General features: G+C 65.5%; 12 protein-coding genes. 1 reads left to right on the forward strand and 11 read right to left on the reverse strand.

Annotation, left to right across the window (positions count from 1 at the left end):
- The 11 genes from ybeY to murJ form a co-directional block, all read right to left on the reverse strand.
- On the reverse strand, nt 1–404 hold a 404-nt coding region (gene ybeY / locus FNJ47_RS40350), incomplete at its 3' end, for an rRNA maturation RNase YbeY (protein ID WP_163161631.1).
- 68 nt (nt 405–472) lie between these two features.
- Entirely contained in the window at nt 473–1,468 is a 996-nt protein-coding gene (locus FNJ47_RS40355) for a PhoH family protein (RefSeq protein WP_175068484.1), read from the reverse strand.
- 65 nt (nt 1,469–1,533) lie between these two features.
- The gene (miaB, locus tag FNJ47_RS40360; protein ID WP_163161635.1) at nt 1,534–2,922 is read right to left on the reverse strand and encodes a tRNA (N6-isopentenyl adenosine(37)-C2)-methylthiotransferase MiaB; all 1,389 of its coding nucleotides are present in this window, start codon (nt 2,920–2,922) and stop codon (nt 1,534–1,536) included.
- 58 nt (nt 2,923–2,980) lie between these two features.
- The gene (locus FNJ47_RS40365; RefSeq protein WP_163161637.1) at nt 2,981–3,679 is read right to left on the reverse strand and encodes an HAD family hydrolase; all 699 of its coding nucleotides are present in this window, start codon (nt 3,677–3,679) and stop codon (nt 2,981–2,983) included.
- Between the two features lie 24 nt (nt 3,680–3,703).
- A complete protein-coding gene (locus tag FNJ47_RS40370; protein WP_016840396.1) occupies nt 3,704–4,156 on the reverse strand; it encodes a Fur family transcriptional regulator in 453 nt (150 codons plus the stop codon).
- Nucleotides 4,157–4,210: 54 nt separating this feature from the next.
- The gene (rimI, locus tag FNJ47_RS40375; RefSeq protein ID WP_163161639.1) at nt 4,211–4,696 is read right to left on the reverse strand and encodes a ribosomal protein S18-alanine N-acetyltransferase; all 486 of its coding nucleotides are present in this window, start codon (nt 4,694–4,696) and stop codon (nt 4,211–4,213) included.
- On the reverse strand, nt 4,693–5,388 hold the full coding sequence (gene tsaB, locus FNJ47_RS40380; protein ID WP_163161641.1) for a tRNA (adenosine(37)-N6)-threonylcarbamoyltransferase complex dimerization subunit type 1 TsaB: 696 nt from the start codon (nt 5,386–5,388) through the stop codon (nt 4,693–4,695). Before tsaB ends, rimI begins: the two co-directional genes overlap by 4 nt.
- Before the next feature lie 160 nt (nt 5,389–5,548).
- A complete protein-coding gene (locus FNJ47_RS40385; RefSeq protein ID WP_163161643.1) occupies nt 5,549–6,118 on the reverse strand; it encodes a NifU family protein in 570 nt (189 codons plus the stop codon).
- 183 nt (nt 6,119–6,301) lie between these two features.
- Entirely contained in the window at nt 6,302–6,796 is a 495-nt protein-coding gene (locus tag FNJ47_RS40390) for a universal stress protein (protein WP_163161645.1), read from the reverse strand.
- Between the two features lie 87 nt (nt 6,797–6,883).
- Nucleotides 6,884–7,936: a tryptophan--tRNA ligase gene (gene trpS / locus FNJ47_RS40395; protein WP_163161647.1), complete on the reverse strand. Its 1,053-nt coding sequence runs from the start codon at nt 7,934–7,936 to the stop codon at nt 6,884–6,886.
- 95 nt (nt 7,937–8,031) lie between these two features.
- Nucleotides 8,032–9,570, reverse strand: a complete 1,539-nt coding sequence (gene murJ / locus FNJ47_RS40400) for a murein biosynthesis integral membrane protein MurJ (protein WP_163161649.1) — start codon at nt 9,568–9,570, stop codon at nt 8,032–8,034.
- A 246-nt stretch (nt 9,571–9,816) separates the two neighbouring features.
- Between murJ and FNJ47_RS40405 the strand changes: the two genes are divergently transcribed.
- Nucleotides 9,817–10,818: an adenosine kinase gene (locus tag FNJ47_RS40405; RefSeq protein WP_163161651.1), complete on the forward strand. Its 1,002-nt coding sequence runs from the start codon at nt 9,817–9,819 to the stop codon at nt 10,816–10,818.
- The last annotated feature ends 42 nt before the right edge of the window (nt 10,819–10,860 follow it).

Raw genomic sequence — 10,860 nt, forward strand, 5'->3', positions numbered from 1 at the left:
TCGTGGTCGTAACCGATCAGGTGCAGGAAGCCATGCACCGCCAGATGGCTCAAATGATGGTCGAACGGCTTCTGTTCCTCATCGGCTTCCCGCCGCGTCGTCTCATAGGCGATCGCGATGTCGCCGAGCATGCGCGGAGCATCGTCTGCTCCGCCGGTGCCTTCCGGCTGCAATGCCGGAAACGACAGCACGTTGGTCGGCTTGTCGATGCTGCGCCAGTTGGCGTTCAGGGTGCGGATGCCGGCGTCGTCGGTCAGCATCACCGCAAGCTCGGCGTCGGCGACATCGGCGTCGGCGATTTCGGCGGCAGCCTCGATGGCGCGGTGAATCACCGCGTCGGCATTGGGCTCGGCCTGCCAGCATTCGGCGGTGACGAGAACCTCGGTTGCAGGAAAAGCAGACACCTTCGTTTCAAAATCTGCGTTATGGCCGGAACCCGCATCGCGCGGGCTCGCGGCCGAAGCTATTGGTCTCAAGATCTGGCGTTTGCCGGCTTTTGCGGCAATCCCTCATAGGCGGCCACGATGCGCGCCACCAATTCATGGCGGATGACGTCCTCGGCCTTGAAATGCACCTGCGCGATGCCCTCGACGCCGTCGAGCAGCTTCACGGCTTCCGTGAGCCCTGAAGCCTGGCCATGCGGCAGGTCGACTTGCGACGGGTCGCCGGTGACGATCATCCGGCTGTTCTCGCCGAGACGCGTCAGGAACATCTTCATCTGCATCGTCGTGGTGTTCTGCGCCTCGTCGAGGATGATGGCGGCATTGGTCAAAGTGCGGCCGCGCATGAAGGCGAGCGGCGCGATCTCGATCTCGTTGCCTTGCAGCGCGCGCTCGACGACGCGGGCATCCATCAGATCGTACAGCGCGTCGTAGATCGGGCGCAGATACGGATCGACCTTCTCCTTGAGGTCGCCGGGCAGGAAGCCGAGCCGCTCGCCGGCTTCGACCGCCGGCCGCGTCAGGATGATGCGATCGACCTCCTTGCGCTCGAACAGCTGCGCCGCATGGGCGACTGCGAGCCAGGTCTTGCCGGTGCCGGCCGGGCCGATGCCGAATACCAGCTCGTGCCGCTTCAGCGCACGGATGTAGGAATCCTGTGCCGCGGTGCGGGCGCGCACCGGACGCTTGCGCAGATTGATGGTCTCGAATGTCGGCTTTGCGGTCTTGTTGTCGAACTCGAACAGCGAGCCTTGCGCGATCACGGCGCGGATCGCGCCTTCGACTTCGCCCTGATCGAGGTCGTGCCCCTCGACGGCCTGCGCATAGAGCGTCTCGAGCACGCGCCGCGCCGCATCGCAGCCGTCGCGGGAGCCCGCGATGGTGAGATGATTGCCGCGGGAATCGACCACGACGCCGAGCCGCCGCTCGATCAGCGCCAGATTCTGGCCGTAAGGGCCGACCAGCGCGGATGCGGCGCGGTTGTCGTCGAAATCGATGACGACCTGAGTCTCAGGTGGCATTTGCATGTCGCGGTCAGGTTTGCGGCTGGGAGCGAGCGAAGACGAATCCGATGCGCTTTTTGGCAAGGATTTCAGGCTCCAATGGTCTGCGAAATGAGGCCGGGTGCGGATTGCGTCGCAAGCTCGCCGATCAGGCTGTAGCGCTCGAGGCTGTCGATCCTCACGGAGCGGACCTGGCCGATGATGTCGGGCGAAGCCATCACATGGGCGGGCTGCAGATAGGCGGTGCGACCGACGATCTGGCCCGGATTGCGCGCGGCGCGCTCGAACAGCACATCGACCGTTGTGCCGATCGCAGCCCTATTGAAGGCCGATTGCTGGCTGTCGATCAATTCCTGAAGCCGCCCCAAGCGCTCGTCCATCTCGGCTGCTGACACCGTCTCCCGCATCTCCGCCGCCGGCGTACCTGGCCGTGGCGAATACTTGAATGAATACGCCGCAGCGTACCCGATTTGCGTGACAAGCGCGAGAGTGGCGGAAAATTCTTCCTCGCTCTCTCCGGGGAAGCCCACGATAAAATCTGATGAAAAAGCAATGTCTTGCCGTGCAGCCCGGAACCGGTCGATGACGCGCCGGTAGTCATCGGCGGTATGTTTCCGGTTCATGGCGGCAAGGATCCGGTCCGATCCCGACTGCACCGGCAGGTGCACGAACGGCATCAATTCAGGCAGATCGCGATGCGCCGCGATCAAATCGTCGTCGACGTCGCGCGGATGGCTGGTGGAATAGCGCAGCCGCGTGACGCCGGGAATCTCGACGATCCGTTGGAGCAATCTGCCGAGCGACCAAATGCGGCCGTCGGGGCCTTCGCCGTGATAGGCGTTGACGTTCTGTCCAATCAGGGTGAATTCGCGCACGCCGTTGTCGGCGAGCTGCTTGACGTCGTCGATGATCCTGGCGACCGGACGCGAGACTTCCGCGCCGCGCGTATAGGGCACCACGCAGAAGGTGCAGAACTTGTCGCAACCCTCCTGCACGGTGACGAAGGCGGAGATACCGCGGGCGCGGATCGCATCTGGCTTCGGCTGCGGCAGGAAGCCGAACTTGTCCTCGACCGGGAATTCGGTCTCGAGCGCGCGGCCGTTTTCCTTGGCGCGCTTCAGCAACGCAGGGAGGTGATGATAGCTCTGCGGCCCGACCACGATGTCGACAGTCGGCGCACGGTGGATGATCTCGGCGCCTTCGGCCTGCGCGACGCAGCCGGCGACGGCGATCTTCATCTCGCGGCCCCGGCGCGCCGCCTCATCCTTGGCGACGCGGAGCCGGCCGAGTTCGGAATAGACCTTCTCCGATGCCTTCTCGCGGATGTGGCAGGTGTTGAGGATCACGAGGTCGGCGTCTTCGGCGCTCGCGGTCTCGACAAAGCCCTCGCCGGCCAGCGTGTCCACCATGCGTTGCGCATCGTAGACATTCATCTGGCAGCCATAGGACTTGATGTGCAGCTTGCGCGGCGTCGTCATGGAACCCTGAGAACGAAATGGAAACGGCGCCATCCGGGCGCCGGGGCTCAAATATAGCCTAAACCGGCGAAAATCCAGCGATCGGGCGGTGTTTTTGGCCGGCCCGGCCGATCAAATCGGGCAATTGGCGCATATCGGCAAAGGTTATGGCTGCGCCGGCCTTGCGCAGCATGTCCTCGTGTTCCTCAGTGCAGTGGCTGCCGCCGCAGAAGCCGAGCACGGTCATCCCGGCGGCACGACCGCCGGTGACGCCGGCCACGCTGTCCTCGATCACGACGCAGCGCCCGGGATTGGCGCCCATCTGGTTGGCGGCGAACAGGAAGAGATCGGGCGCCGGCTTGCCGCGCTGGACCTGGGTAGCGGAGAAAATATGCGGCGCGAGCTGGTCGTAGAGCCCGGCGCAGGTCAGGCCGTGATGGATCTTTTCCGGCGTGCCGCTCGACGCCACGCACTTCGGAAGGGCGAGCGCGGCGATCGCATCGCCGACATGCGCGATGGCGTTGAGATCGTCGGCATAGAAGCTCAGCGTCGCGTGCTTGACCTCGGCCTCGAACGTGTCGGGCAGCGCGCGGCCGATCTCGCTCTCGACGATCCGCCGCGCCTCGCGGTCGGACACGCCGAGGAAGCGCTTCAAGACGCCGTCGGGCGTGATCGGAAAGCCGTGACGCGTCAGCGTATCCGCATGCGCGCGACAGGAGATCACCTCGCTGTCAACCAGCACGCCGTCGCAATCGAAGATGACGAGGTCGAAGCTCATGGTCTGGCGATGCGTGGCACGCGCTTACGACTTGCTGTCTTCGTCGAGCGGGACGCAATAGAGCTCGAGCCGGTGATCGACCAGCTTGTAGCCGAGCTTGCGCGCGATCTCGGCTTGCAGTTTCTCGATCTCCTCGGAGGTGAATTCGATCACCTTGCCGTCGCGCAGATTGATCAGGTGGTCGTGATGGCTCTCGGGCATCTGCTCGTAACGCGCGCGGCCCTCGCGGAAGTCGTGGCGCTCGATGATCCCGGCATCCTCGAACAGCTTGACGGTGCGATACACCGTCGAGATCGAGATCTTGTCGTCCACCGCGACGCAGCGGCGGTACAGTTCCTCGACGTCGGGATGATCCATGGCCTCCGCCAGCACCCGCGCGATCACGCGGCGCTGTTCGGTCATGCGCATGCCCGTCGCGGCGCAGCGCGCCTCGATGCCGGTATTCTTCTGCGCAGGCGTGATTTTCACCGTCGTCATGGACCAAGAGCCTTGAGGAGCAGAGCAGGGCGCTGTTCTGCCATCGCGCCGATGTTACGACAAGTCGCGCCGCATCAGAAGCGCGTTCAAATGTTCCCCACCGGGCTGCTTGTAATAGCGTTCGCGGCGGCCGATCACGCCGAATCCGGCCCTTTCATAAAGCCGTCGCGCCGGCGCGTTGTTCTCTTCCACTTCGAGGAAGATGGTGCGGATGCCACGGCCGGCAAGATGGCCGAGATGGGTCAGCAGCAGGTCGTGCGACAGACCGCGTCCGCGCTGGCCGGTATCGATCGCGATCGACAGGATTTCGGCTTCGTCCGCCGCCATTCGCGAGACCGCAAAGCCGATCACGTTGCGTCCCTGCCGCAGCCGGTGCACCAGCGTGTTGCGCTCGGTTAGCATCGTCTCGAATTCGCCTTCGCCCCAGCCGCGATGAAACGACGCGCCGTGCAATTGCGCGAGCCGCGCGGCGTCACGTAGCGATGCGGGCTCGACTGCGGGCGGACTGCCGCCCCACCATCGTGACAGAAAGCCGATCATGTCGATGGTGATGTGCTGATTTCGAGCCGGTTTTTCGGCGGCTTGGCGTCGGGCGCGCGCAGATAGAACGGCCGCGGCGGCGCGCTGTCGGGATCGACGGCCGCGCCGACCCAGGCGACCCAGGTAATGTCGGGCGCGGGCTGCCTGTCGACCTTCACCGGCGGCGTTGCGTCGGCGGGCCAGCGCTCGGCGAGAATATTGGCGGCGTTGCCGACCAGATGCAGCGCGCCAAACTGCGCGGCTTCCAGCGCCTCTGCGATCGGCGCAACCTTCGGCTTGAGAAGCGGGCTGCCGTCGCCGCCCACCAGCTGGAAATAGACATGATCGTGCCGCGCATCGATCGCCGACAGGATGGCGTGTGCGCCATTCTCGGCGACCACGGGCGCGGCGTAAGCGGCGAGCGTCGACAGTCCGACGATCGGCTTCGACGCGGACAGCGCCAAGCCGCGCGCGGCCGAGAGGCCGACGCGCAGGCCGGTGAAACTGCCGGGGCCGGTGGTGACGGCGATGCGGTCGAGCCCGGCAAAGCCGATGCCGCTCTCTTTCATCACGCGTGCGATCAGCGGCATCAGCGCCTCGGCATGGCCGCGCGGCATCGGCTGCGATTCAATGGCGATGGTATTGCCGGAGGTGGTGTCGAGCACGGCCGCGGAGCAGGCGTCGAGCGCGGTATCGATGGCGAGAATCATCATGGGGCAAACGTCAGGGCGAACGGAAGGTCAGAACCATTTCCGATTCGCCGGCTCACTGTTCGTCCCCCTCTTTGGAGTGGGCAAAGCCCGCAGTGCCATGCCCACCACAGCTGTGTTGTATCGAAGGTGAACCGCGCTTGGCTGGCCCACCCGGTGCAAATTACATCGGCCGGACTTCCTGCACGTCGGGCACGAAGTGCCGGAGCAGGTTCTGGATGCCGTGTTGCAAGGTTGCGGTCGATGACGGGCAGCCAGCGCAGGAGCCCTTCATGTTGAGATAGACGATGCCGTCCTTGAAGCCGCGGAAGGTGATGTCGCCGCCGTCATTGGCAACCGCCGGACGCACCCGGGTCTCGATCAAATCCTTGATCTGCTCGACCGTCTCGGCGTCGGCTTCGTCGAAGAACTCGTCTTCCTCATCGCGCGCGTCGTCGCTGCCGGCGGTGCCGTCGGTGAGCAGCGGCGCGCCGGACATGTAATGCTCCATGATCGCGCCGAGGATCGCGGGCTTGAGATGCTGCCAGTCGCCGTCCGCCTTGGTCACGGTGATGAAGTCGGCGCCGTAGAACACGCCGGTGACGCCTGACACGGCGAACAGCCGTTCGGCGAGCGGCGAGCGGGCGGCGGATTCGGCCGACGAGAATTCCATGGTGCCGGTGTCGAGCACCAGGCGGCCCGGGATGAATTTCAGGGTGGCGGGATTCGGTGTGGCTTCGGTCTGGATGAACATCTGCTGTCTCCGGCGTCGCCGGTTTCAAGGCCGGCGCGTTGGGTTCCCCCTTCAAATGGCAACTAAAAAGCCCGCGATCAAGCGCCAAAACCGCGGTTCCAGGTCCTTTATCGAGCTGGCGCGCATCCCGTCGTCGTCATGGCCGGGACAAGCCCGGCCATGACGACGATTGTGAATGTTCCTCTAGGACAGGGCGTCGATCTCGGCATCGGTCAGGCCGCCGGGCACGATGGTCACCGGGATCGGGAACGCCCCCATGGTCTTGGCCATGGTGGTGATGATCGGACCGGGCCCCTCGGCGCCCGGATTGGCCGCCAGCACCAGCATCGCGATGTCGACGTCGTTCTCGATCACGTCGAGGATCTGCTCGGTCGGGTCACCCTCGCGAATCACCCGCTCCGGAGTGATTGCGGCGATCCCGTTGGCGCGGCCGGCGGCGCGGTCGAGCGCCTCATCGGCGGCCTCCTCGGCCTCCGCGCGCATGATGTCGGCGACCCCGAGCCATTGCTGGTTCTGGTCCTCGGTCTCGATCACCCGCAGCATCACAACGCCGCCGCCGACCCGGATGGCCCACCGGCTGGCGTAATAGACCGCACGGTCCCATTCCGCGGTGTCGTCAACGATGACGAGGCATTTCGGCTTGTGACCTGTCTCGTAGCTTCGTCGCTGGGTGGTCATGCATGTCCCGGTGCTGAACCAAACCAACCCATGCTGCCATACTCCCTCCCCGTTGGGGAGAGGGAGCGCGCAGCTCTGCCGGTGATGTCAGCGCGGGCGGATGAAGCCGACGATGTCCTTGGTCATCCGCATGGTCTCGTCGGCGATGATCCGGGCACGGTTGGCGCCGTCGGCCAGGATCGCATCGACATGGCCGGGATCGGCAACCAGCCGCTTCATCTCGCCGGCGATCGGTGCCAGTTTCGCAACGCAAAGCTCGACCAGCGCGTTCTTGAAGCTGGAGAACTGCCCGCCGCCGAACTGGCTGAGCACCTCCTGCTTGGTGATTTCGGCGAGTGCCGCGTAGATGCCGACGAGATTGTCGGCTTCGGGGCGGGTCTCGAGGCCCTTTTCCTCCGACGGCAGCGGCTCCGGATCGGTCTTCGCCTTGCGGATCTTCTGCGCGATGGTCTCGGCGTCGTCGGTGAGGTTGATGCGCGAATTGTCCGATGCGTCCGACTTCGACATCTTCTTGGTGCCGTCGCGCAGGCTCATCACCCGCGTCGCGGGACCCGCGATGAACGGCTCCGGCTGCGGAAAGTAGAGGCCTTCATTGAAGCCGTGGCCGCGGATCGAATCGCCGAAGTCGTTGTTGAACTTCTGCGCGATGTCGCGGGACAGTTCGAGATGCTGCTTCTGGTCCTCGCCGACCGGCACGTGGGTGGCGCGGTACAACAGAATGTCGGCCGCCATCAGCACCGGATAGTCGTAGAGACCGACCGAGGCGTTTTCGCGGTCCTTGCCCGCCTTCTCCTTGAACTGGGTCATCCGGCTCAGCCAGCCGACGCGGGCAACGCAGTTGAAGATCCAGGTCAGCTCGGCATGGCCGGCAACCTGGCTCTGGTTGAACACGATGTGCTTCTTCGGATCGATGCCGGCGGCGATGAAGGCCGCGGTCACCTCGCGGGTGTTGCGCGCGAGCTCGGCCGGGCCGCCCCAGACCTCGACGCCCTGTGTGATCGCGTGCATGTCGACGACGCAATAGATGCAGTTATGGGTCTGCTGCATCTTCACGAAGTTGACGATGGCGCCGAGATAGTTGCCGAGGTGCAGATTGCCCGTCGGCTGGACGCCTGAGAAAACCCGTTCAACGAACGCCATGGTCTAATTCCCGGAAATGGCAGCCGTTCCGATACCATCGGAACGGAAGAAAGCTCTGGCGGCGTCGTTTGCCACTTAAGCCCCGCATGTGCAAGTCAGGCGGGGCGTCTTTGCCTGATGGCGTTAACCGCCTCGCGCCAGCCGGCGACGCCGAAAAGCTGCAAGAGGAGCCCATAGCCGGCGATGACGGCCGCGATCAGCACGAGGAGCGACGCCGCCTGCGCCAAACCGTGGCTGCCGGCTGTCGGCAGGGCAGCTTCCGCGAGCCACAGCGCCGCGCCCATCGCGAGCGCCGCGGCCAGGATGCGGGGCAGCCGGCGGCGCGCCCCGGCATCGACCGAAAAGCCGAAGGTCGCGGCCCCCTTGCGGATCAGCGCCAGTGCATTGCTCCAGGCGCCGAGCGCAATCCCTGCGGCAATTCCGCTGGCGCCGAACATCCGGCCGAGCAGGAAGGCGGCTGCGATCGCGACCACGACCGCCTTCAGCGTCGCGAACAGCGGCGTCATGGTGTCCTCGCGCGCAAAGAACGCCGGCGAGAGCGCCTTCACCAGCACATGCGCGGGCAGGGCCAGCGTCAACCAGATCAGCGCCTGCGCGGTGGCCGCGGAATCCTCCGCGGTGAACGCGCCATGCTCGAACAGCATCCGCACGATCGGTCCGCTCAGCACCATCAGGCCGAGCGTCGCCGGCAATGCCAGCCCGACCGCGAGTTCAAGCGCGCGCGATTCCGCATGCGCGATCGCGGCAGGCGCGCCGCTGCGCACCGCGCGCGTCATCTCCGGGATCAGCACGGTGCCCATCGCGACGCCGACGATGCCGAGCGGCAGCTCGAGCAGGCGGTTGGCGAAATAGAGCCAGGACACTGCCGATGGCGAGGTGGAAGCGATCACCGCGCCGGCTACCATCAGCCATTGCGGCGCGCTGCTCGCGACCATGCCGGGAACCGCGCGGCCGAGAAAGCCGCGCATTTCGGGATCGAAGGAGACGCGCAGCGGCGATGCGAGCTTGGCGCCGCGCCGCGCCAGCATCGACAGTTGCAGCAATCCGGCGACGCCGATCGTGGCCGCCATGACCAGTGCGGCCTGCACCGGATCCTGCTGCCGCATCAGCAGCACGACCATCACTGATATCAGAGCAATGTTGAACAGCAGTGGCGAGAACGCGGTCAGCGCAAAGTGCCCCTGCGCATTGAGCAGCGCCATCATCACGGTGACCGGACCGGCGAAGGCGAGATAGGGCAGCATCAGCCTCGCGTTGTCGACCGCGAGTTGCAGCGTCTCGCGGCCGACGAAGCCCGGCGCGATCGCCGCGATCACCAGCGGCATCAGCGCGCCGATCACGAGCGCGGCCGCGATCACGGCTGCGCTGACGGTGCCGAGCACGCGGCCGGCGAAAGCGCGCGCCGCCGCTTCACCATCGCCGTCGCGAACCTTGAGCCAGGCCGGCACCAGCGCAGCATTCAGCCCGCCCTCGGACAATAGCCGTCGCACAACATTCACAAGCTGGAACGCGGCCAGGAAGGCATCCGCCACCGGCCCCGCGCCAAGCAGCGCCGCGATCACGGAATCGCGCACGAAGCCGAGGAGTCGCGAGGCCAGCGTTCCCGAGGAAACCGTGAGGAAGGAGCGGAACATGGCGCCCTCTATAGCAGCAGCGCGCCTTGCCGCCAGTAGCGCGATATTCGTCCCGTCATCCTGAGGTGCGAGCGGAGCGAGCCTCGAAGGATGAATCGGCCAGAGGGGGACCGTGCATCCTTCGAGGCTCGCCAAGAGGCTCGCACCTCAGGATGACGGAACAGGTCCCGGCTTCCCTTGCTGCCCCGAGGCGTAACGTGATAGGTCGCGGCTTCTTGTTGGGTGGCGTTAACACAGGGCAGGTCTATGGCTGACGCAAAATATGACGTTCTCGGGATCGGCAACGCGATCTTCGACATGCTGGTGCAGACCGACGAGGGATTCCTCGGCCGTCACGGCATGACCAAGGGCTCGATGCAGCTGATCGACGAGGCGCGCGCCACCGCGATCTACAGCGACATGGGCGTGGCGACCAAGGTGTCGGGCGGCTCGGCCGCGAACACCATCGTCGGCGTCGGTAATCTCGGCGCCCGCGCTGCCTATGTCGGCAAGGTCAAGGACGACCAGATCGGCAAGCTCTACGTCCACGATATCCGCGCCGCCGGCGTGAGCTTCGACACTGCGCCGGCCAAGACCGGTCCGGCCACCGGCTGCTGCTACATCCTGGTGACGCCGGACGGCGAGCGCACCATGAACACCTATCTCGGCGCCGCGCAGGACCTGATGCCCGACGATATCGATCCGGCCCAGATCGCCGCCGCCAGCATCATCTATCTCGAAGGCTATCTCTGGGATCCGAAGAACGCCAAGAACGCCTTCGTGAAGGCGGCGACGATTGCGCATGGCGCCGGCCGCCAGGTCGCGCTGACGCTCTCGGATTCGTTCTGCGTCGATCGCTACCGCGACGAATTCCTCGATCTGATGCGCAAGGGCATCGTCGACCTGGTGTTCTCCAACGAGTCCGAGCTGCACTCGCTGTACCAGACCTCGGATTTCGACACCGCGCTGAAGCAGTTCGGCAAGGACACCAAGCTCGGCGTCGTCACCCGCAGCGAGAAGGGCTGCGTCGTGATCTCGGGGAATGACGTCACCTCCGCGCCGGCTTCCCCGATCGACAAGCTCGTCGACACCACAGGCGCCGGCGACCTGTTCGCCGCCGGCTTCCTGGTCGGTCTGGTGCGCAATGTCGGCCATGAAAACGCCGGCCGTCTCGGCGCGCTCGCCGCCGCCGAGGTGATCCAGCACATCGGCGCCCGGCCGCTGGTGTCGCTGAAGGATCTGGCGAAGCAGCAGGGGCTGCTGGTTTAAGCCGCCTCTTGCCTCGCCCCGCTTGCGGGGAGAGGGCTGGGG

It is taken from the genome of Bradyrhizobium uaiense, from assembly GCF_010811875.1.
GTDB lineage: Bacteria > Pseudomonadota > Alphaproteobacteria > Rhizobiales > Xanthobacteraceae > Bradyrhizobium > Bradyrhizobium uaiense.

Bases quoted from the DNA above. Each gene is read 5' to 3' on its own strand.
- trpS (WP_163161647.1), bottom strand. From the start codon at position 7,936: ATGGCGTTCGTTGAACGGGTTTTCTCAGGCGTCCAGCCGACGGGCAAT.
- FNJ47_RS40370 (WP_016840396.1), bottom strand. From the start codon at position 4,156: ATGACGACGGTGAAAATCACGCCTGCGCAGAAGAATACCGGCATCGAG.
- FNJ47_RS40390 (WP_163161645.1), bottom strand. From the start codon at position 6,796: ATGACCACCCAGCGACGAAGCTACGAGACAGGTCACAAGCCGAAATGC.
- murJ (WP_163161649.1), bottom strand. From the start codon at position 9,570: ATGTTCCGCTCCTTCCTCACGGTTTCCTCGGGAACGCTGGCCTCGCGA.
- tsaB (WP_163161641.1), bottom strand. From the start codon at position 5,388: ATGATGATTCTCGCCATCGATACCGCGCTCGACGCCTGCTCCGCGGCC.
- FNJ47_RS40405 (WP_163161651.1), top strand. From the start codon at position 9,817: ATGGCTGACGCAAAATATGACGTTCTCGGGATCGGCAACGCGATCTTC.
- FNJ47_RS40385 (WP_163161643.1), bottom strand. From the start codon at position 6,118: ATGTTCATCCAGACCGAAGCCACACCGAATCCCGCCACCCTGAAATTC.
- miaB (WP_163161635.1), bottom strand. From the start codon at position 2,922: ATGACGACGCCGCGCAAGCTGCACATCAAGTCCTATGGCTGCCAGATG.
- FNJ47_RS40355 (WP_175068484.1), bottom strand. From the start codon at position 1,468: ATGCAAATGCCACCTGAGACTCAGGTCGTCATCGATTTCGACGACAAC.
- FNJ47_RS40365 (WP_163161637.1), bottom strand. From the start codon at position 3,679: ATGAGCTTCGACCTCGTCATCTTCGATTGCGACGGCGTGCTGGTTGAC.
- rimI (WP_163161639.1), bottom strand. From the start codon at position 4,696: ATGATCGGCTTTCTGTCACGATGGTGGGGCGGCAGTCCGCCCGCAGTC.